The sequence below is a fragment of the Paracoccus sp. R12_2 genome (genome assembly GCF_017744015.1).
Lineage (GTDB): Bacteria > Pseudomonadota > Alphaproteobacteria > Rhodobacterales > Rhodobacteraceae > Paracoccus.
In genome coordinates, this window is sequence record NZ_JAGHRA010000005.1 from 181,608 (window position 1) to 202,082 (window position 20,475).

At 63.7% G+C, this 20,475-nt stretch carries 23 protein-coding genes; 14 read left to right on the forward strand and 9 right to left on the reverse strand.

Annotated features, from left to right (window positions below):
• Window positions 1-21: 21 nt before the first annotated feature.
• The 3 genes from J7359_RS08565 to hspQ all read left to right on the forward strand — a co-directional run bounded on the left by J7359_RS08565 (window position 22) and on the right by hspQ (window position 1,689).
• Complete coding sequence (locus J7359_RS08565; RefSeq protein ID WP_209056219.1) at window positions 22-744, forward strand: metallophosphoesterase; 723 nt, start codon at window positions 22-24, stop codon at window positions 742-744.
• Window positions 745-748: 4 nt separating this feature from the next.
• Window positions 749-1,219 carry a CreA family protein gene (locus tag J7359_RS08570; protein WP_209056220.1) on the forward strand — a complete coding sequence of 157 codons (471 nt, stop codon included), beginning with the start codon at window positions 749-751 and terminating at the stop codon, window positions 1,217-1,219.
• A 137-nt stretch (window positions 1,220-1,356) separates the two neighbouring features.
• On the forward strand, window positions 1,357-1,689 hold the full coding sequence (gene hspQ / locus J7359_RS08575) for a heat shock protein HspQ (protein ID WP_209056271.1): 333 nt from the start codon (window positions 1,357-1,359) through the stop codon (window positions 1,687-1,689).
• A gap of 61 nt (window positions 1,690-1,750) precedes the next feature.
• Here the strand turns inward: hspQ and J7359_RS08580 are convergent, their stop codons facing one another.
• Both J7359_RS08580 and J7359_RS08585 read right to left on the reverse strand, forming a co-directional pair.
• The gene (locus tag J7359_RS08580; protein WP_209056221.1) at window positions 1,751-2,251 is read right to left on the reverse strand and encodes an ATP-binding protein; all 501 of its coding nucleotides are present in this window, start codon (window positions 2,249-2,251) and stop codon (window positions 1,751-1,753) included.
• Window positions 2,248-2,580, reverse strand: coding sequence for an STAS domain-containing protein (locus J7359_RS08585; protein WP_209056222.1), 333 nt, complete (start codon window positions 2,578-2,580; stop codon window positions 2,248-2,250). Before J7359_RS08585 ends, J7359_RS08580 begins: the two co-directional genes overlap by 4 nt.
• Before the next feature lie 95 nt (window positions 2,581-2,675).
• Here J7359_RS08585 and J7359_RS08590 point away from each other — a divergent pair, with 95 nt between their 5' ends.
• The 5 genes from J7359_RS08590 (at window position 2,676) to J7359_RS08610 (ending at window position 8,096) form a co-directional block, all read left to right on the forward strand.
• A complete protein-coding gene (locus J7359_RS08590; RefSeq protein WP_209056223.1) occupies window positions 2,676-3,836 on the forward strand; it encodes an acetyl-CoA C-acyltransferase in 1,161 nt (386 codons plus the stop codon).
• A gap of 200 nt (window positions 3,837-4,036) precedes the next feature.
• Entirely contained in the window at window positions 4,037-5,428 is a 1,392-nt protein-coding gene (locus J7359_RS08595; RefSeq protein ID WP_247740283.1) for a circularly permuted type 2 ATP-grasp protein, read from the forward strand.
• Between the two features lie 15 nt (window positions 5,429-5,443).
• Window positions 5,444-6,400, forward strand: a complete 957-nt coding sequence (locus J7359_RS08600; RefSeq protein ID WP_209056225.1) for an alpha-E domain-containing protein — start codon at window positions 5,444-5,446, stop codon at window positions 6,398-6,400.
• Between the two features lie 4 nt (window positions 6,401-6,404).
• Entirely contained in the window at window positions 6,405-7,235 is an 831-nt protein-coding gene (locus J7359_RS08605) for a transglutaminase family protein (RefSeq protein WP_209056226.1), read from the forward strand.
• 135 nt (window positions 7,236-7,370) lie between these two features.
• Window positions 7,371-8,096 carry a peptidase gene (locus J7359_RS08610; protein ID WP_209056227.1) on the forward strand — a complete coding sequence of 242 codons (726 nt, stop codon included), beginning with the start codon at window positions 7,371-7,373 and terminating at the stop codon, window positions 8,094-8,096.
• Between the two features lie 26 nt (window positions 8,097-8,122).
• Here the strand turns inward: J7359_RS08610 and J7359_RS08615 are convergent, their stop codons facing one another.
• Entirely contained in the window at window positions 8,123-8,758 is a 636-nt protein-coding gene (locus J7359_RS08615; RefSeq protein WP_209056228.1) for a ribonuclease T2, read from the reverse strand.
• A gap of 187 nt (window positions 8,759-8,945) precedes the next feature.
• On the opposite strand from J7359_RS08615, the gene J7359_RS08620 reads away from it, so the two are divergent.
• Complete coding sequence (locus J7359_RS08620; RefSeq protein WP_209056229.1) at window positions 8,946-9,701, forward strand: cell cycle transcriptional regulator TrcR; 756 nt, start codon at window positions 8,946-8,948, stop codon at window positions 9,699-9,701.
• Window positions 9,702-9,791: 90 nt separating this feature from the next.
• Here J7359_RS08620 and J7359_RS08625 read toward each other — a convergent pair whose 3' ends face one another.
• The 3 genes from J7359_RS08625 to J7359_RS08635 form a co-directional block, all read right to left on the reverse strand.
• Window positions 9,792-10,046 (reverse strand): GlsB/YeaQ/YmgE family stress response membrane protein, encoded by a 255-nt coding sequence (locus tag J7359_RS08625; protein ID WP_209056230.1) that lies wholly within the window; start codon window positions 10,044-10,046, stop codon window positions 9,792-9,794.
• A gap of 116 nt (window positions 10,047-10,162) precedes the next feature.
• Entirely contained in the window at window positions 10,163-11,635 is a 1,473-nt protein-coding gene (locus J7359_RS08630) for an NAD-dependent succinate-semialdehyde dehydrogenase (RefSeq protein WP_209056231.1), read from the reverse strand.
• 222 nt (window positions 11,636-11,857) lie between these two features.
• A complete protein-coding gene (locus tag J7359_RS08635; RefSeq protein ID WP_209056232.1) occupies window positions 11,858-12,850 on the reverse strand; it encodes a P1 family peptidase in 993 nt (330 codons plus the stop codon).
• An 89-nt stretch (window positions 12,851-12,939) separates the two neighbouring features.
• On the opposite strand from J7359_RS08635, the gene J7359_RS08640 reads away from it, so the two are divergent.
• The 5 genes from J7359_RS08640 (at window position 12,940) to J7359_RS08660 (ending at window position 16,831) form a co-directional block, all read left to right on the forward strand.
• Window positions 12,940-13,407: a low molecular weight protein-tyrosine-phosphatase gene (locus tag J7359_RS08640; protein ID WP_209056272.1), complete on the forward strand. Its 468-nt coding sequence runs from the start codon at window positions 12,940-12,942 to the stop codon at window positions 13,405-13,407.
• A complete protein-coding gene (locus tag J7359_RS08645; protein WP_209056233.1) occupies window positions 13,404-14,198 on the forward strand; it encodes a fructosamine kinase family protein in 795 nt (264 codons plus the stop codon). Before J7359_RS08640 ends, J7359_RS08645 begins: the two co-directional genes overlap by 4 nt.
• A 39-nt stretch (window positions 14,199-14,237) precedes the next feature.
• Window positions 14,238-14,711 carry an SsrA-binding protein SmpB gene (gene smpB, locus J7359_RS08650; RefSeq protein ID WP_209056234.1) on the forward strand — a complete coding sequence of 158 codons (474 nt, stop codon included), beginning with the start codon at window positions 14,238-14,240 and terminating at the stop codon, window positions 14,709-14,711.
• 82 nt (window positions 14,712-14,793) lie between these two features.
• Window positions 14,794-15,648 (forward strand): 3-mercaptopyruvate sulfurtransferase, encoded by an 855-nt coding sequence (gene sseA / locus J7359_RS08655; RefSeq protein ID WP_209056235.1) that lies wholly within the window; start codon window positions 14,794-14,796, stop codon window positions 15,646-15,648.
• 1 nt (window position 15,649) lies between these two features.
• Window positions 15,650-16,831 carry an amino acid aminotransferase gene (locus tag J7359_RS08660; protein WP_209056236.1) on the forward strand — a complete coding sequence of 394 codons (1,182 nt, stop codon included), beginning with the start codon at window positions 15,650-15,652 and terminating at the stop codon, window positions 16,829-16,831.
• A gap of 124 nt (window positions 16,832-16,955) precedes the next feature.
• On the opposite strand, the gene J7359_RS08665 is transcribed toward J7359_RS08660, so the two are convergent.
• The 3 genes from J7359_RS08665 to ubiA form a co-directional block, all read right to left on the reverse strand.
• The gene (locus tag J7359_RS08665) at window positions 16,956-17,285 is read right to left on the reverse strand and encodes a hypothetical protein (RefSeq protein WP_209056237.1); all 330 of its coding nucleotides are present in this window, start codon (window positions 17,283-17,285) and stop codon (window positions 16,956-16,958) included.
• Window positions 17,282-19,468, reverse strand: coding sequence for an OmpA family protein (locus J7359_RS08670; protein WP_209056238.1), 2,187 nt, complete (start codon window positions 19,466-19,468; stop codon window positions 17,282-17,284). The genes J7359_RS08665 and J7359_RS08670 overlap by 4 nt, the downstream gene beginning before the upstream one ends.
• Before the next feature lie 63 nt (window positions 19,469-19,531).
• On the reverse strand, window positions 19,532-20,440 hold the full coding sequence (gene ubiA, locus J7359_RS08675) for a 4-hydroxybenzoate octaprenyltransferase (RefSeq protein WP_348524352.1): 909 nt from the start codon (window positions 20,438-20,440) through the stop codon (window positions 19,532-19,534).
• Window positions 20,441-20,475 lie beyond the last annotated feature (35 nt).

Consider the following 20,475-nt stretch of genomic DNA (forward strand, 5'->3'; position numbering starts at 1 on the left):
ACGCATGATGAAAGAGGCGGCATGACACTTTACGCGATCGGCGATGTTCACGGTCAGCTTGACCTTCTGAAGGCGGCGCACGAGCGGGTCTTTCGCGATGGCGGACGTGACGCCCTGATCGCGCATGTGGGCGATCTGATCGACCGTGGACCCGACTCGCGCGGCGTCGTCGAATATCTTCTTCAGGGTAGTCTTTCGGGTCGTCCCTGGATCGTCACCCGTGGCAATCACGACCGTTTCCTGCCGGCGTTCCTGCGCAGCCCGGACTGGGTTGATCCGGGCCTAAGCTCGGGTCGGCACTGGGTCGATCATTCGGGGCTTGGGGCTGCGGCGACGCTGGCATCCTATGGGCTGGACCCGACGATGCCGCACGACCGTCTGCTGGCCGAGGCACGGCGCGCCGTGCCGCATCGTCATGCGGACTTTCTGGCCGCGTTGCCGCTGTGGTTCCTGCATCGCGAGGCGCTGGTCGTTCATGCGGGTATCCGGCCGGGCAGGGATCTGCAGCAGCAGGCCGAACAGGATCTGGTCTGGATCCGCGAAGGCTTTCTGGGCAGCACGGCCGATCACGGACCCTTGGTGGTGCATGGCCACACGGCGATCGATACCGCAAGCCATCATGGGAACCGGCTGAACATCGACGGCGGCGCCGCATATGGGCGGCCGCTTTGTGCGGTTGCGATCGAAGGCCGGACGGTGCATCTGTTGACTGATGACGGGCGCGTGCCCGTGCTTCCGGAGTAAGCTGATGCTGCGATCTTTCATCCTTTCGATGTGTCTTGTTCCCTTTGCCGCAAGCGGTCAGGAGGTCGGCAAGGTAGGGGTGGACTGGGTCGGAAACGACATCGTTGTCGAGGCGATCCGCGATCCCAAGGTTGGCGGGGTGACCTGTCATCTTGCCTATTTCGAACGCTCGGTGCTGGATCGTCTCAGCCAGGGAAACTGGTTCGAGGACCCGTCGAACAGCGCGATCGAATGTGCGCAGACCGGTCCCATCGATCTGAGCCAGATCCAACGCGGCGAGGACGGCGAGGACGTGTTCAGCGAAGGTCGGTCGCTGATCTTCAAGTCGCTGCGCGTCAAGCGGATCTATGACGAGGAAAACCGCGTTCTGATCTATCTCGCCCACGCCAACGAGGTGAGCGAGGGATCTGCGAAGATGGCGATTTCGACGGTGCCCCTGTTTGATGCGACTGTTTCGGACGCGCCCGCGGAATAGGCGCGCGCCGAGCGAAACATCGCAATTTGCCTGCGTTTGAAGCAAAATTCGGGCGATCCGGTGGACAGAATCGCCGCACGGGATTAGAACCGCCTCCAGTCAGGCGACATGTCATGTCTGGTTATGGAAATATCGGGATGCAGACACATAATCGCATAGCGAAATTCAGTCTTGGTCAGGTCGTCCGGCATCGTGACAGGCCGTTTCGCGGCGTGATCTTCGATGTGGACCCCGAATTCGCCAATACCGAGGAATGGTACGAATCGATCCCCGAAGATGTGCGGCCTGAAAAGGATCAGCCCTTCTATCATCTTTATGCCGAGACCGAGGCGACCTATTACGTCGCTTACGTGTCCGAGCAGAACCTTGTGCCCGATGCGTCAGGCGAACCGCTGGAACATCCTGATGTGCCGGACATGTTCGGTGACTTCAGCGACGGTCGCTATCCGCTGGTCGGCCATCTGAACTGAGGCCTTCGCGGCGATCGGCCAGCGCCTGATCGGTGTCGTACGCAAATTCGTTCCTGGCAGTTCAGCGCGAGGCTTCGTCGTAGGCAAAGGGCACGCTGAACGCCAGGAAGTTGCGGCTTTCTTCACGATAGTAACAAAGCGCCTGCGTCAGATCCTGGATCAGATACCAGCCGAAGCCGCCCTCGGGCAGGTCCGGGAATTCCGCTGTGGGCAGGATGCGCGGCAGGATGCAATCATCCGGCAGCGATGCGCCGTCATCGGTGATCGCGCAGGCAAGCCCGCTGTCGTGCCTTACGATGCAGAGATGGATGGACGGTGTTCGCGACGGAACGGCGTCGCCGGTACCGGCATGCTCGGTAACATTGTTCAGAACCTCGGCCAGAACCAGTTCCAGCCGACCCAACGTGTCCTCGCTGACGTCCTCGCGGAACCGCTGACGGATATCCCCAAGCGTGTCGCGGACCGTCTGGGGATGCGCCCTCAGCACGCGATGAAACATCGGCTGCGTGCGCGCCGTGACGCGGCCCTGGATTTCGGCGTTCTGCCGTGGGTTGGAGGTCATTCCCTTTGTTCCTCGTTCTCGGTTTCGGAGCGGATGTCGAAGACCGTATCCATGCGTGTCAGCCGGAATACGCGTTCGACATTGGGGGTCAGTCCTTTCAGGATCAGCGGCATGTCCTCGGGCAGGGCCTTGCGCAGCGCGATCATCGCGCCCAGGCCGGAACTGTCCATGAACTCCACCGCGCGCATCCGCATTTCGACCGGCTTTCGGTGCCGGACGATGGTCTCGCGCAGCTTGTCCTTGAAGCGCGTCGCGATTGCCGCGTCGATCCGCGCCTCGTTCACCGTGATGACAAGATGGGTGTCGGTGTCGGTGACCAGCAGCTGCATATACGTCCCTCGCTTTGCGTTCCTGCTGTCACGACTAGACGCAAAAGGTTACGATCCGGTAAGCGTGTTCAGCAAAGCCGGGGGAGAAGTCGAGGATGCAAGAAGTCTATATCCATGCCGCCGCGCGCACGCCGATGGGCGGATTGCAGGGGGCACTGTCGGGCCGGACAGCGCCGGAACTGGGCGGGGTCGCGATCCGCGCGGCGTTGGATCGGGGCGGGTCTGGGCCCGACAGCCCGGATGCGCTATTCATGGGCTGCGTGCTGCCTGCGGGCCTGGGCCAGGCCCCCGCGCGGCAGGCGGGGTTCGCGGCGGGGCTGCCGACCGGCCTGCCCGCGACAACCCTGAACAAGATGTGCGGCTCGGGGATGCAGGCGGTGATGATGGCAGCCGATGCGATCCGCGCAGGCAGCGCGGGCATCGTCGTCGCCGGCGGCATGGAAAGCATGTCCAACGCCCCCTACCTGCTTCCGAAAATGCGGTCTGGGGCAAGGCTTGGCCATGGACAGGTCATCGACCACATGTTTCTGGACGGTCTGGAAGACGCCTATGACAAGGGCCGCCTGATGGGCACTTTCGCCGAAGATTGCGCGACTGAATTCGCGTTCACCCGAGAGGCTCAGGATGCCTATGCGCTGGCCAGCCTGTCGCGCGCGACCGACGCCATCAGGTCGGGGGCGTTTTCCGCCGAGATCGCGCCGGTCACGATCCCGTCGCGGGGCGGCGATGTCGTGGTGGATCAGGATGAACAGCCCGGAAATGCACGGCCCGACAAGATCCCGCATCTGAAGCCTGCGTTCCGCAAGGACGGCACCGTGACAGCCGCGAATTCCAGTTCCATCTCGGACGGGGCGGCGGCGCTGATTGTCGGTGCGGACAGCGGTGGTGCAATCGCGCGGATCGTGGGCTACGCCAGCCACGCGCAGGAACCCGGCCATTTTCCGACCGCGCCGGTGCCGGCGGCGGAAAAGCTGTTGCACAAGATCGGCTGGGACAAGGCCAGCGTCGATCTGTGGGAGGTGAACGAGGCATTCGCCGTCGTGCCGATGGCCTTCATGGCACGGCTTGGGCTGGATCACGACAGGGTCAACGTGAATGGCGGGGCTTGCGCGCTGGGTCATCCGATCGGCGCGTCCGGGGCGCGCATCATCGTCACGCTGATCCACGCACTTCGTGCGCGTGGCGGATCTCGCGGAGTCGCGGCGATCTGCATCGGGGGTGGCGAGGGGACCGCGCTCGCGGTCGAGATCGTCTGAACCTGCCCGATTCTTCGGCAGACTGAACCCTTCATGCCCCGCTAAACGCCAGCAAACCCCGTGTTTTGCGGAACTTTCGCGCATGCAGCCCCGTTCCCTTGTGGACTTCGATGGTCCGGTTTCCGATCATCGACGAACACCAAGCCCGCCCCAGAGCGGGTGCCGTCCTGAACGGGGGGAAGATGAAATATTATAACGAGATGTTCGAAGGTGAGCGGGTCCGTGACCCCTACGCGCGCCTGAATGACTGGATTGAAACGATGCCGGACGATTTCCGGCAAATGAAGCAGGCCGAGGCCGAAGCGCTGTTTCGCAGGATCGGCATTACCTTCGCGGTTTATGGCGAAGGTGGCGATCCCGACCGCCTGATCCCGTTCGACATGATGCCACGCGTGTTCGAACAGGCCGAATGGCGACGCCTGGAACGAGGGGTCAAACAGCGCGCGCGCGCATTGAACGCATTCCTGCGGGACGTCTATGGCCGTGGCGAAATCATTCGCGCGGGGCGCATTCCCGCCCGGCTGGTCTATCGCAACGACGCTTATGAAAAGGCCGTGGTCGGTGTGGTTCCGCCACGTGGCGTCTATTCGCATATCATCGGCATCGATCTGGTCCGGACCGGGAAGGACGAGTTCTTCGTTCTGGAAGACAATTGCCGCACCCCTTCGGGCGTCAGTTACATGCTGGAAAACCGCGAGATCATGATGCGGATGTTCCCGCAGCTGTTCCGCAAGAACCGGATCGAGCCGGTTGATCAATATCCCGCCCTGCTGCGGCGGACGCTGGAATCGGTCGCTCCGCCCAAATGCAACGATCGTCCGACCTGTGTCATCCTGACGCCCGGCCATTACAACAGCGCGTATTACGAACACAGTTTCCTGGCCAATCTGATGGGGGTCGAACTGGTCGAAGGCGCCGATCTGTTCGTGGATGGGGAATTCGTCTACATGCGGACCACGCAGGGGCCGAAGCGTGTCGATGTCATTTATCGGCGCATCGACGACCCGTTCCTTGACCCGCTGTGCTTCCGACCCGATTCGATGCTGGGCGTACCCGGTCTGCTGGACGTGTATCGTTCCGGCGGCGTGTCGATATGTTCGGCGCCCGGTGCCGGCGTCGCAGACGACAAGGCGATCTATACCTTCGTCCCTGAAATGGTGCGCTTCTATCTGGGAGAAGAGCCGCTGCTGCAGAATGTCCAGACATGGACGTTGTGGAAAGAGGACGATTACAAGCACGTCATGGCCAATCTGCCGGATCTTGTGGTCAAGGAAGTCCACGGATCGGGCGGATACGGCATGCTGGTCGGGCCCCGTGCCACGACCGAAGAGATCGAGCTGTTCCGCAAGAAGATCGAGGCAAACCCCTCGAACTACATCGCCCAGCCAACATTGTCGCTGTCCACCTGCCCGACCTTCGTCGAGGAAGGTATTGCCCCGCGACACGTCGATCTGCGGCCGTTCTGTCTTTGCGGCGACCGGATCGAACTTGTCCCGGGCGGATTGACGCGGGTGGCGCTGCGCGAGGGGTCGCTGGTCGTGAACTCGTCTCAAGGCGGCGGTGTCAAGGACACCTGGGTTCTGTCGGAATAAGGAAGGGGAATAGCCATGCTCAGCCGCACAGCCTCGAACCTCTTCTGGATGGGCCGCCATCTTGAACGCGCCGAGACCGCCGCACGCCTGCTGGACGTGGGCCAGCGCATCACCTTGTTGCCTAATACCGAGGCAGGATATCAGAACGAATGGAATTCGCTGCTGCAGGCCTCGGGCACGTCGGGCGTCTTTGCAGAGAAATACGGCGAGGTCACACAAGAGAAAATCGAGGAATTCGTCTTCTTCGACCGTGACAATCCGTCCTCGGTCGCGTCCTGCATCGAAAAGGCGCGCGAAAGCGGCCGGATCGTCCGGACCGCATTGACCAGTGAGGTCTGGGACGCCCTGAACGTCGCCTATCAGGAACTGCGCAAGATCGAACGAAAGTCGCGCGTCAAGCTGGACACGGCTTCGCTGACGGAATTCACCACCGGCCATACCGCCACCGTGCGGGGTGCGATCAACTCGACCCAGCTTCGCAACGATGGCTGGCACTTCATGCATCTTGGCTATGGTCTGGAACGCGCCGACGCCACGGCAAGGCTGCTGGATGTCAAGTATTTCGTCCTGCTGCCACGGATCGAATTCGTCGGCTCGGGGCTGGACAGCTATCAGTGGCAGGTGATCCTGAGGGCGCTGTCGGCGCACCGGGCATATCACTGGGCCTATGGTGGCGACGTGTCGGCCGGCAGGGTGGCGGATTTCCTGATCCTGAATGGCGAAAGCCCACGGTCGTTGATCACCTCGCTCTACGAGGCTGTTTGGCATCTGGAAGGCATCGCCCGGCGGTACGGCGAGGCGGTGCCCGCAACCGCGCGCGACAAGGCACGCGAAGTGCTGGCCGCGTTGCAGGGCCGCGATATCGACATGATCTTCGATGAGGGGCTGCACGAATTCCTGTCGTGGTTCATCGGCGAGATCGGCGCAATCTCGATGCTGGTCCACGAAGACTATCTGCTGGGAGGATCCTGACCCAATGAAACTGAGCATTTCGCATCAGACGGTCTATCGCTATGATCATCAGGTCAGGAACGTTGTGCAAAGCCTGCGACTGACACCTTCCGTGTTTGAAGGGCAGAAGACGCAGGATTGGCGGATCGACGTGACCGACGGCATTCGCGGTCCGGGTTTTCGCGACGGCGCAGGCGACTGGATCGAGGGCTGGACGGTTCGCGGGCCAACGGATCAGATCACCGTCAGCATTACCGGAAATGTCGAAACGCGCGATCTTGCCGGCGTCCTGCGCGGCCACCGAGAGATGATCAACCCGCTGACCTATCTGCGTGACACGCGATCGACGGCACCGGCCGCCAACCTGACCAAGCTGGCCAACAGCGTGACGGACCGCACCGACATTCTTGACCTTGCGCATGGGTTGGCGGCCGCCGTTGGCGAGGCGATCGCCTATCGTCCCGGCGTGACCGAGTCCAGCACGACCGCAGCCGAGGCCCTGAAACTGGGCGAGGGGGTCTGCCAGGATCACGCGCATGCGCTTATCGCCGTGGCCCGGCTGCGCGACCTGCCGGCGCGATACGTGTCGGGTTATCTGCACTCGACCATCGACGGAGAGGCGCATGATGCCGCGCATGCGTGGGCCGAAATCCATGTGCGTGGCCTCGGTTGGGTCGGATTCGATGCGGCCAATGCGTGCTGCCCTGATGATCGCTATGTCCGTCTGGGATCGGGGCTGGATGCCGCCGACGCCGCCCCGATCCGTGGGATCTCATCGGGCAGGGGTGCGGAGCAGATGGATGTATCCGTGCAGGTGCAGGAAGCCGAACAAAGTCAAAGCCAGACGCAAAGCTGAAGAGCCCGCGCCAGGTGGCTGCGTCGCAAAGGGGCCGCCGGACTTGGCCCGCAGCCTGTATTTCAATGCAGATTGCAGAGTATCGACGCCAGATCTAAGGTGGCCACGATTTTCCTGTCGGGGCCGCTTTTTAAGATGACCTATTGTGTCGGTTTGAAACTGGATGCCGGGCTGGTGCTGTTGTCCGATACGCGCACCAATGCCGGGTTGGACAATATTGCCTGCTATCGGAAGATGTTCTTCTTCCAGAATCCCGGTGAACGGGTCATCGCCATCATGACGGCCGGCTCGCTGTCGGTCACGCAGACCGCGCTTGCGCGGCTGGAAGAGGCGACACAGGACGAAATGGCCGATGAGACGACGTCGATCCTGCACGCGCATACGATGCTGCAGGTTGCCACCATCATCGGCGATACCCTGTCGCGCACCCGGCGCGAAATCGCCGAACAATGCCGGGAGCTGCGCCAACAGGCGTCGGCCAGCATGATCGTCGCGGGGCAACGCGCGGGTGGCGACATGCGTATGTTCCTGATCTATCCCGAAGGCAACTTCATCGAGGCGACCGAAGACACGCCCTTCCTGCAGATCGGCGAACATAAATACGGCAAGCCCATCCTCGATCGCGTTGTGACGCCCGAAACCAACCTCGCCGATGCGCAGAAGGCGGTTCTTCTGTCTATGGATTCCACGCTGCGGTCCAATCTTTCCGTGGGAATGCCCTTGGATCTTGCGGTGATCGAAAAGGACGCCTGCGCGGTGTCCGCGCGCCGCCGGATCCAGGAGGGTGATCCCGATTTCATGGAAATGAGCGCGGCGTGGTCGGCTGCCCTGCGCGACAGTTTCAGCAAGGTGGCGATCTAGTCTCACCCACACCGGTCGCATTCTGGTCAGCGAGGCTGTTCCATCAGCATGTCCTCGCGCGGGCAGTCGCGACGCACGTCCGGCGCGCAGTCACGCGGCTGCAGATCGCGCGTCAGGCAGATCCGGACCTCTTGCAGCGCCTCGCCGCGACAGGTGACGGTGATGCCGTTGCGCGCCAGATCGGGATTGGCCTCGATGAAGGCGTCCTCGACCACCGTCGCGGGCAGGCGGACGCTGCGGTCCAGACGCTCGAACACATCCGGGATGTCGATCCGTCCGGCGGCTTCGCGCGTGGCGCCGTAATAGCCGTCAGCCGTCAGGCCAGAGCAGCGGCCATGCTTTTGCCACTGATACCAAGCCAGCCCGCCCGACCCCATCAGGTCTGCCATCGCGGCGCTGTCGCGGCGTGACGGATCGCGCTTGTCCGTCGGGCAATCCTGCGGCCAGCCGCGTTCATATTGCGGCCACAGCCCATGCACCACGAAATCGACCCCGCCTCCGGTCGCGCATTGCTCTGCGTTCCGGTCGTCGCCCTCGGCCCGGCACCACGAGGGTGACCAGCTTAACGACAGCACATAATAATCGAACCGCCCGGCGACGTCCTGGGAGGCAGTAGGCAGGGGCGGCAGGGTCATCAGCACGGCAAAGATCAGTCGTTTCATGTCCGACAACCTAACGCGCGCGGACGGAACGTCCATGCCCATTGCGCGAATCCCCTTTTCTCTGACGCCGGGAAACGTTATATCCGCGCCCAATTCCCCCCGAAAACGAGGAATGGCGACCGCCGAAAGCCGTTTTCCCGGCCCGGACCGGCCGTGGCGCAGGGGCAGAGACGCGAAGGAGACTGACATGAACAAGCCGCTGATGGCCAAGGCCACCGCCGTATGGCTGGTCGACAACACCACGCTGAGCTTCAAGCAGATCGGTGATTTCTGCGGTCTGCACGAACTTGAGGTGCAGGGCATCGCCGATGGCGATGTGGCTGCGGGGGTCAAGGGCTATGACCCCGTTGCCTCTAGCCAACTGGACCCCGCCGAGATCAAGAAGGGCGAAGCCGATCCTGCCTACAGGTTGAAGCTGAAATACAACCCTGCCGCCGAAGGTGAGGAAAAGCGCCGTGGCCCGCGCTATACCCCGCTGTCCAAGCGTCAGGACCGTCCTGCCGCGATCCTGTGGCTGGTCAAGTTCCACCCCGAACTGGCGGATGCGCAGATCGCCAAGTTGGTTGGGACCACCAAGCCGACGATCAACTCGATCCGCGAACGGACGCATTGGAACATCCAGAACATTCAGCCGATCGACCCGGTTGCGCTGGGGCTGTGCCGTCAGACCGAACTGGATGCCGCCGTTCAGAAAGCCGCGAAGAAGCGCGGGACGGAAGGCGAGGTGATGTCGGATGACGAGCGTCGCAAGCTGGTCAGCACCGAAACCTCGCTGTCAATGACCGACGAGCCGCGCCTGCCCACCGCGATTGCCGGGCTTGAGAATTTCTCGTTGTCCAAGGATGACGGCGATGAGGAGAAGCCCCGGCGTGATCTGGATGCCGATACCTTCTTCAACCTGCCGGATTCCGACGACGAAGACGAGGATGACACCGGCCGCTGATCGGGCGACCCTGACCGTATGAAATAGCCGGCGCAACCAATGTTGCGCCGGCTATTCGTTTTCTGTTCGTCCCTTTCAGCGATGCCCTGATCAGGTCTTGCTGCGGATCAGGCGACCCAGCCAGATCAGGATGCAGGCACCGATGACGGCGACGACCAACTGGCCGATGGCACCTCCGGCGGTGCCGCCCAGAATCAACCTGAACAACCAGTTACCGACCAGAGCGCCCACGATGCCCAGAATAATGTTCATCAGCAGGCCATGATCGCTTTTCATGATCTTTTCGGCGATCCAACCGGCGATGGCGCCGAGAATGATCGACAGAATCCAGCCGAAACCTTCCATGGTTCTTGTCCCTTCACGTCAATGTCTTGCCGCCGCGACCGCGACGACTCTGCAGACAAATGCGCGGCGGCTGCACATCGTTCCCGCCGCGCATTGATTTCCTGGCCTTGCGCGACCTAGATCGACAGGCAAATATATTTCATTTCCAGGAAATCCTCGATGCCATGGCGGCTGCCTTCGCGGCCCAGCCCGGATTGCTTGACGCCGCCGAAAGGCGCGACCTCGGTCGAGATGATGCCGGTGTTCACCCCGACGATCCCGTATTCAAGCCCTTCCTGAACGCGGGTGATCCGACCCACGTCGCGGGCGTAGAAATACGAGGCCAGCCCGAAGATCGTGGCATTGGCCTTTTCGACCACCTCTTCTTCGGTTTCGAACCTGAACAACGGGGCCAGCGGGCCGAAGGTTTCTTCGGTGGCGACCTTCATGTTGTCGGTCACGCCCTTGACGACCGTCGGCTGGAAGAACAGCCCGCCAAGCCTGTCGCCGCCGGTCACGACCTGGCCGCCGCCGTCCAGCACGTCCTGGATATGCTCTTCGACTTTCTCGACCGCGCTTTCGTTGATCAGCGGGCCGGTGGTGATCCCATCCTCGAGGCCGTCGCCGACATTCAGCTTGTCGACCGCTGCGGCCAGACGGCGCGCGAATTCGTCATAGACGCCAGCCTGCACATAGATCCGGTTGGCGCAGACGCAGGTTTGGCCGTTGTTGCGGAACTTCGATGCCATCGCCCCCTCGACCGCCGCATCCAGATCGGCGTCGTCGAACACGATGAAGGGGGCGTTCCCGCCCAGTTCCATGGAACATTTCATCACCTGGTCCGCGGCCTGGCGCAGAAGGATGCGACCCACCTCGGTCGAGCCGGTGAAGGTCAGCTTGCGGACCAGATGGTTCTCGCAGAATTCCTTGCCGACTTCTGACGACCGCGACGACGTGACGACCGACAGGATGCCCTTGGGCAGCCCGGCGCGTTCGCCCATCACCGCCATGGCCAGGGCCGATAGCGGTGTTTCGGCGGCGGGGCGGGCGACGAAGCCGCAACCGACAGCCAGCGCGGGACCGGCCTTGCGCGCGATCATCGCGTTGGGGAAGTTCCACGGTGTGATGCTGCCGACCACGCCGATCGGCTGGCGGATCACCGTGAGGCGCTTGTCGGACTGATGGCCGGGAATGGTCTCGCCATAGACCCGCTTGGCCTCTTCGCCAAACCATTCGATGAAGCTGGCGCCATAGGCAATTTCGCCTTTCGCCTCGGCGAAGGGCTTGCCCATCTCGGCGGTCAGGATGCGGGCCAGATCGTCCTGGTTCTCCATCATCAGGTCGAACCATTTGCGCATGATCTGCGCGCGCTCCTTGGCGGTTCTGGCAGCCCAGCCCTTCATTGCCTGTGCCGCGGCGTCGATCGCATCTGCGACTTCGGCGCGGCTGAGATCGGCGACCTTGGCGATCACGTCGCCGCGGGCCGGGTTCAGCACGTCGAAGGTGGCGCCGTCGGCAGCATCGACCCATTCGCCACCCAGGAAGGCGCGGGTTTCCAGCAGCGACGGATCGCGCAGCAGGGTCTTGAGATCGGTGGAATGTTTGGTCACGGCAGCCTCTCCTGCTTGGATTCGGTTAATATATTGATCAGTTCGCTTAGCGTTTGTCAAAGGCGGCCATCGTCACGGTTTTTCCGGCGTTCGGCCGCCAATACTTCCAAGGCGAACCCCTCGGATTGAACCGGATCGCCCCTTGGATCGTTCCATTGCGTCGCTAAGCTGTCCCTCTTGGCGATCTCTCGGGGGCGGTGCGCATGTCGCACCGCCCTTCTTTCAGTCCCTTTGCATGTCGCGCCAGCATGGCTGCAGGTCGCCGGGTGCCGGGGTAGCGGCATGAACCGCGCGGGCCACGGCCCGCGCCAGTGCGGCCGCCGCCGCATGGCCAAGGCCGAACGTGCCCACGCCAGGATCGGGCAGGGGCTTTTCCCCTGTCGAGACCGCAAAGACCAGATCGCCGTCGAAAGGCGTGTGGCTGGGTACCAGCGCGCGCGCCAACCCGTCATGCGCGACTGTGGCAAGCCGGGTCAGTGCAGCCTTGTCCAGCGCCGCGTCGGTGGCGAGGATGGCGATCGTGGTGGCCTCTGCCTGCCGCTTCATCGGCTGGGGCTCTTGCATTGCCGGGAATGTCGCGGGCAGTCCCAAGCTCCCGAACTCGCCGTTCAGTTCCCACGGCGCTGCCCAGAATCGGTTCGTGTCGCCGATCGTGGCGGATCCAAGCGCGTTGACCACCACCAGCGCCCCGACGGTCAGCCCGTTCTCAAGCACGGCAGAGGCAGAGCCCAGCCCCCCCTTCAGCAAGGCCGTGGTTGCCCCCGTGCCAGCGCCGACGCTGCCGATGGCGAAATCCGCGCTTGCTGCCGCATGGGCGGCCAGACCAAGGCCGGGGTAGGGGTTCGCGTCCCACCGCTTGTCGCCGCCATTCAGCAGGTCGAAGACGATTGCGCCGGGCACGATCGGCACCCGGACGTCGCCGACAGCAAAGCCGCGACCGTTGGCGGCCAATCCCGCCATCACGCCATCACACGCCGCCAGCCCATAGGCCGAACCGCCCGACAGCACCAGCGCATCCACCTGACTGACCAGCTTGTCAGGTGCCAGCGCGTCGGTTTCGCGGGTGCCGGGCGCGCCGCCCATCACATGCACCCCGGCCGCGAAGGGCCGGTCCGACGTCAGCACCGTTGTGCCGGACTTCAGCGCCGCGTCATGGGCATTGCCCACCCGCAAGCCTTCCACATCGGTAATCAGATTCCGTGTTCCGGGCCGCATTCCCGTTCCCCCCCCTGCAAGCGCCCTTCAGTCTCTGTCATCTCTGGCGTAGCCTGACCCGCATGAGCAAGGCAATCACCAATCCCCGGATCGCGGACCGGCCGTCGGTGCTGTTCGTCTGCATGGGCAATATCTGTCGCTCACCTCTGGCCGAGGCGGCTTTGCGGGCGCTGGCATCTTCGCGGGGCGTTGACCTGTTCATCGATTCGGCCGGTACGGGGCCCTGGCACGTTGGTGAACCGCCCGATCCCCGGTCCCGGACCGAGGCTGCATGTCACGGCGTCGATATCTCGGATCAGCGGGCACGGCAGGTCAATATTGCAGATTTCGACTGCTTCGATCTGATCGTGGCGATGGACCGGGACAATCTTGCGCATCTGCGCCGGATGCGGCCCGCCGGATCGGGCGCCGAACTGGCGCTGCTTCTGGACCATGTGCCGGGGCGTGAAGGGCAAGAGGTCGGCGATCCCTACTATGGTGGCCCGGAAGGGTTTCGGACGGCCTGGGGGGATGCAACCGAGGCGGCTGGCGGCATTCTGGAACGCTTGCGCGCATGAACGCGGAAACCGCGGCAGCGCTGATCGGAAAGGAACTGTCTTCAGCGCAGAACCTGCATGGCGGCGACCTGTCCGTGGTTCAGCGGCTGCGCTTTGTCGATGGCACCACCGCCGTGCTGAAGATCGCGGCGACGGCAGGGGCCGAAGCTCGGATGTTGCGCGCCATCGCTGCCAGCGGCGCCCCATCGCCGGGGGTTTTGGCGGTGTCGGGCGATCTGCTGCTGATGCAGGATCTGGGGCGCGATCAGGGGCCGTCGGTCGCGTGGGCCGATCTGGGCCGGCAATTGCGGCGGCTGCATGCGACGCAAGGCACGGCTTATGGCTGGGACTGCGACCATGGCTTTGGGCCAGTGCAGGTGCAGAACGCGCCACTGGAAAGCTGGCCGGATTTCTGGGCGCGCCGCCGCCTGCTGCCGTTCCTGCCGCATCTGCCCCGCGATCTTGCCCGCAGGATCGAGGCGCTGGCCGCGCGCTTGCACGATCTGCTGCCCGTGCGTCCCCCGCCCGCACTGCTGCACGGCGATTTGTGGACCGGCAACATCATGGCGCGCGATGGCCATGTGACCGGGTTGATCGATCCGGCATGCTATCACGGTCATGCCGAGGTCGATCTGGCGATGCTGTGCCTGTTCGGCACGCCGGACGGGTCGTTCTGGGATGCCTACCGGCCCGATCCCGACCTTGCGGATCGTCGCCCGATCTATCAGCTGTTTCCGGCGCTGGTGCATCTGCGTCTGTTCGGACCCGGATATCTGGGGCTGGTCGAACGCTGCGTGGCGCCCTTCGCGTGACCTTTACAGCGGCAGTTCACGCGCCTATCTAACGCCGTCATGGCCAAGGAACCGGAAAACAAGAACTACAAGATCATCGCCGAGAACCGGCGGGCGCGTTTCGATTACTTCATCGAAAGCGATCTCGAGGTTGGCATCGTGCTGACCGGATCCGAGGTCAAGTCCTTGCGCACCGGACAGTCCAACATCGCCGAAAGCTATGCCAGCATCGAGGGCGGTGAACTGTGGCTGATCAACGGCTATATCGCCACGCTGCTGAATGCGGGGGTGTTCGGCCACGACGAACGGCGCAAGCGCAAGCTGCTGGTCAGCAGGCGCGAATTGTCGCGGTTGTGGCAGGCAGTGGGGCGCGAAGGCATGACGCTGGTGCCGCTGGTGATGTATTTCAACCACAAGGGGCTGGTGAAGCTGAAAATTGGCGTCGCCAAGGGCAAGAAGGTTGCCGACAAGCGCGAAACCAGCGCCAAGCGCGACTGGAACCGCCAGAAACAGCGCCTGTTGAAGCAGGGATAGGCCAAGCGGCGTTGCAGCCGCGCCGTTCCCCCTGTAAATCGGGCGACGTGCCGACAGGGCGGGCCGACAAAGGGGGACGACGATGCAGGACGATCCGAAGACGCTGGTCTCGACCGAATGGCTTGCCGCACATCTGAGTGATCCTGATCTTCGCTTGATCGACGCAAGCTGGCACATGCCCGCCACCGGACGCGATGCCCGCGCCGAATACGAGGCCGCCCATATCCCCGGCGCACGGTTTTTCGACATCGACGCGATCTCTGACAGCCGCAGCGCGCTGCCGCATATGGCGCCCCCGACCGAGTTGTTCATCAGTCGGATGCGCGCGCAGGGTATCGGCGACGGTCATCAGGTCGTGATCTATGACAACTCGGATGTCCGCAGTGCCGCGCGCGTCTGGTGGACCTTCCGCCTGATGGGCAAGACCGATGTCGCAGTGCTGGACGGGGGCTTTGCCAAGTGGCAGTCCGAAGGGCGCGAGATCGAGGACATGCCGCCGGTACTGCGCGACCGCCACATCACGGTGCAGCGACAGGCCGGTCTGGTCCGCGACGTGACGCAGGTCGCCGCCGCATCAAAGTTGGGCGATCACGAGATCATCGATGCCCGCAGCCCGGAACGGTTCCGCGGCGAAATGGAAGAACCGCGCCCCGGCCTTCGATCGGGGCATATCCCCGGTTCGAAGAACCTGCCATTTGGCCGGCTTCTGAATGGCGACGGGACCATGAAGGATCCCGATGCGCTGCGTGCCGAATTCGAAGCCGCCGGCGTCGATCTGTCCAAACCGGCCATCACAAGCTGCGGCAGCGGCGTGACGGCCGCAATCCTCAGCCTTGCGCTGGAACGGATCGGACACCGCCACCATTCGCTTTACGATGGAAGCTGGACCGAATGGGGCAGCTTCGACGACCTGAACATCGCAACCGGAGACGCCTGAGATGCTGTCGAACCTGAAACCGCAAGCCCCCGACAAGATCCTGATGCTGATGGAGGAGTTCAAGGCCGATACCCGTCAGGGCAAGGTCGACCTTGGGGTCGGCGTTTACAAGGATCCGCAGGGGGTCACGCCGGTGATGCGCGCTGTCAAGGCCGCCGAGCAGCGGATCTGGGAAGCCCAGACCACCAAGGCCTATACCGGTCTTGCCGGAACGCCCGAATATCGCAACGCCATGGCGCGCATGGTCCTGAAGGACGTGCCGGCCGACCGGCTTGCCTCGGTCGCGACCGTGGGCGGCACCGGGGCGATCCGGCAGGCTCTGGAACTGGCGCGGATGGCCAATCCGGACCTGACCGTGCATGTTTCGGACCCGACCTGGCCGAACCACCTGTCGATCATGAAATTCATGGGGCTGCCCTTCGTCCAGTATCGCTATTTCGACAATGACACGCGCGGCGTCGATTTCGAGGGGATGAAGGCCGATATCGCAAAGGCCACCAAGGGTGACATCGTGCTTCTGCACGGCTGCTGCCACAACCCGACCGGCGCCAATCTGACGACGGATCAGTGGCGCGAGGTCATCGCCATGCTGGAGAAATCCGGCGCGGTGCCGCTGATCGATCTGGCCTATCAGGGCTTCGGCGACGGGCTGGACGCGGATGCCGAGGCGACGCGTCTGGTCGCGGCCTCGCTGCCCGAGGTGCTGATCGCGGCCTCCTGCTCGAAGAACTTCGGCATCTACCGTGAACGCTCCGGCATCCTGATGACCCTGGCCGAGAATACCGGCGCGCGCGACATGGCGCAGGGGTCGATGACCTTCCTGAACCGTCAGACCTATTCCTTCCCGCCCGATCATGGTGCCCGGATCGTGTCCACGATCCTTGACGACGACGCGCTGCGCGCCGATTGGCAATCAGAGCTGGAGGACGTGCGCAACACCATGCTGGGCCTGCGCGATCAGTTGGCATCGGAACTGCGCGACCTGTCAGGCAGCGATCGGTTCGACTTCATCGCGCGTCATCGTGGCATGTTCTCGCGCCTTGGTGCCACGCCCGAGCAGGTCCAGAAGGTCAAGGACGATTCGGCGATCTACATGGTCGGCGATTCACGCCTGAACATCGCCGGCCTCAATCGCGACAGCGTCCCGGTTCTGGCCCGCGCGATCATCGATGCCGGTATCTGAGGCACTCTGCCGGACAAGGGCCGAGGCCTGAACAAGGCCTCGGATCTGCGCAATCAGCCCTTGGGGGGAAATAGGCCACAGGCCGGAAGGGGGCCGAATGCCCCCTTTGCCGTGGTCTGCCGTGTCAGCGGCGGACCAGCTTTCTTTCGATATAGTCCCGCAATTCCTCGACCTCGGTGCGGCTTTCGCGCAGCCCGTCCATTGCCGCCTGCAACTCTTGCTCGGCGCCGGCAAGGCGGCTGGCAAGATCCGCCTCGCGTTCCTCCAACTGCGCTATCGCTGCGTCGCGGGCTTCCTCTGCCTCGTGCAGTTGCTGCGCCATGCGGTCCAGTTCACTCATGCCCGCGCGGGTCGGGCGGGTCAGCCGATGCACGATCCAGCTTGCGATCCATCCCAGCACAAAGGCCGCGAACAGGATTATGGCGGTGACGGTGATGAATTCGGTGCGGTTCATTCTGAAACGATCGTGCTTTCGTCTGCCTCGGCCGCCGCCTCGGGCGTGCCGCCTTCTGTTTCAGGACGACGTTCGGGGCGGGGCGTGTCCTCGGTCGGGGTCTGCACCGGCAGCCTAATGCTTTCCTCGCGCGCGTCCAGCGTCTGGAACTCTTCGCTGACGCCGACGGTGGCGGGGGCCATGCCTGGGCCAACGCTGATCTGCGGCAGTTGCGGTCCCTGCATCGGCGCGTCCGGCGCCTTGGGGCCCTGAGGTGCCTGATCCGGTTGCGGGGCCGTCGCAGCTTTGGCGTTTTCGGGCTCCGGGACCGGTTCGCGTGTGACGCCCGTCAACGTGACCGGCTCTGGCAGCGGGGCGCTGCGCACGGGGCGGTCCGACAACAGGCTGAATTCGATCCGGCGGTTTTCCTCGCGACCCTCTTCGCTGTCGTTGCTGGCAATCGGCCGGCTTTCACCATAGCCGCGGGCAGACATGTTGGTGGTGTCGATATCCGCCTCGTTCATGGCGGCGACCAGCGCCTGAGCGCGAGAGCGCGAGAGATCGGCGTTGAACCCTTCCGAACCCTGCGAATCGGTGTGACCACCGGCCTCAAGCTGGAAATCGGCGCATTCGGTCATGACCTCGGCCATCCGCCCCAGCGTGGCCGCGGGATCACCCGCGATCGAGGATTTGTTGGGTTCGAAGCCGATCTCGGATTCCGACATGATGATGTTGAGGCGTCGCACGCATTCGTCGCCGTCGGGCAGCGCAAGTGCCGGATCCAGGCGCCTGTCATAGCGGACCGAAAGATCGTAACGCGCCCCGGGCCCAAGGCGTTCCGACAACGTCGCCGCAACACGCTCGGCCGCGTTCGGGTCGCCGGACGTGCCGACCAGCCGGATGCGCTCCGGGGTCACATCGACCGTGCCGCTTTCAAGAATGTCCATGGATTCCAGCGCGGCAATCACCTGCACCGTCCAGCCGCCGGGCACGTCTTCGTCACTGCGCAAGCTGCTTTGGACCGTCGCAAAACGCGACCGCGCGAAACTGTCCACCGCCTCGCGCATGCGGGCATCGGTGATCCTGCCGCGCATTGACAGGCTGCGCTGACCCGACAGGGCCGCCACGAATTCGGCTGGCCCTTGGTCGCCGTTGTCCGGGCTTTCGCGCCGTGCATGAACGGAAAAGACGCGAGGAACGGCCTGTTCCAGCCGTCCCACCGCCTGATCGAACTGCGCCTGATCGACCGATGCAGGTGCGATCAGCGCGATATCGGCGTCCGAAATCGTGACCGCCCCTTCGCCGATCGCCGCGACCGCCTCGATGGCCGGAACGGCGGCATCTGCCCAATCGGGTGTCGGCGCACCCAGACCCAGCGTGCAGCCGGGCTTGCCGCTGACACCCGCCTTTACCGCCGCATCCAGAATCCGTGCGCGACCGTCCTCGTTATCGGCAGAGCACGCATCGAAGCGGGGGCCATCCTCGTCGATCAGGAATCGCAGCGTGAACGGCGCGATGACTGGGCGCGGCGCCGATACCCGGGTCGTCAGGCGCACATTCTCGGGCACGGCGCGCTTCAGTTCCGTTTCCAGTCGCCCCTTTTCCGCGCGACTGTCGGTGATCGCCGTCACCGTCACCTGACCCGGACTGACCGAGATCTTCGCGCTGGCGGCCATCTGCGCGGCGCGAAGCCCGAAGGCGATCGCCTGATCCCAGTCCTTGGGCACCGGGTAATCGGCGCTTTCCAGAAGATCGGTGATCTGCGGGGCTGCGGTCTCGTCCTTCAGGCCACGGACAAGACTGGCCCTGTCCGTCTTCGATGGCACCAGCCCGATCAGCGAAATGCCGTCGTCGTCGCGCAGCAATTCGACCTTGAAATCCGGGGGAGTCAGCGTCTCGGTCGAAGCCACCGTCATGTCGTCGATGACCCTGGACGGATCAACTGCTGTCTCTGCGCGCGTCTTCGCACGAAATCGCTCGACCTCGCTGGGGGCGGTTCCTGAAAGATGCACCCGAAGCCCGTCGGTAGTAACGCGCACCCAGTCCTGGCCGCTGGTGCTGAAGGCCAGTTGCACATCCTGACGCGCCCGGTTCTCGATGAACTGTGCGGCGGATTGTGCGCCCCACCAGCACAGACCGCCCGCGGTGCCCAGAACGATGACCGATGCGAATGCGGTAGAAATGCAGCGGCGGGACTGTGCCATGCGTGCGGGATCCTCGTCTGTGGCAAGTCGCGCCGGTCTAGCCGTGCGGTGCGGGCCACGCAATCATGCCAGCCCCGCGATGGCAAGAAACAGCGCAAGGATCAGCCCGGCATCCCGGTTCGACCGGAACAGGCGCAGGCAGCTATCATTCTGATCCGGTTGGAATAAACGCAATTGCCAGATCAGGTGAACCGCAAAACCGGCTAGCCCGGCCCCCCCTATCAACAGATTGCGACCGGTCAGTGAGATCGCGATGGCCAGCAGCGTGACCGCCAGCGCCGCGAACCCGGCAAGGATGCGCGAGCTGTTGTCGCCGAACAGAAGCGCGGTGGATTTCACGCCGATCAGGGCGTCGTCCTCGGCGTCCTGATGGGCATAGATTGTGTCGTAGAAGATCGTCCAGGCGATCCCTGCAAGCCATGCAACGACCGGCGCCAGGTCCACCCGGCCCATATGCGCGGCATAGGCCAGCATGACACCCCAGTTGAAGGCGAATCCCAGAAAGATCTGCGGCCACCAGGTGAAGCGCTTGGCAAACGGATAGATCGCGACCAGCGCCAAGGACGCCACCCCCATCCAGGTCGCGGCCTGTCCCAGCGTCAGCAGGATCACCAATCCCGTCAGCCCCTGCGCGATCAGCCATAGATAGGCGGCCCGCAGGCTGATCCGGCCCGACGGCAGGGGCCGCGATCTTGTCCGCGCAACCTGGGCGTCGATGTTGCGGTCGGTGATGTCGTTCCATGTGCAGCCCGCGCCGCGCATGACAAGGGCGCCAATGGCGCAGGCGAACGCGATCCAAAGATCGAAGGGGCGGGGGCCATCCGCCATCATTGCCAGCCCTATTCCCCACCAGCATGGCAGAAGCAGCAACCAGGTGCCGATCGGACGGTCGGCGCGGGACATGTGCAGAAAAGGCCGCCAGCCATGCGGCGCATATCTGTCCACCCAATTGCCCTTGGGTGCGTCGATCACGGTATCTGGCCTTTCGGTCCGGCTTTGCATAGCGT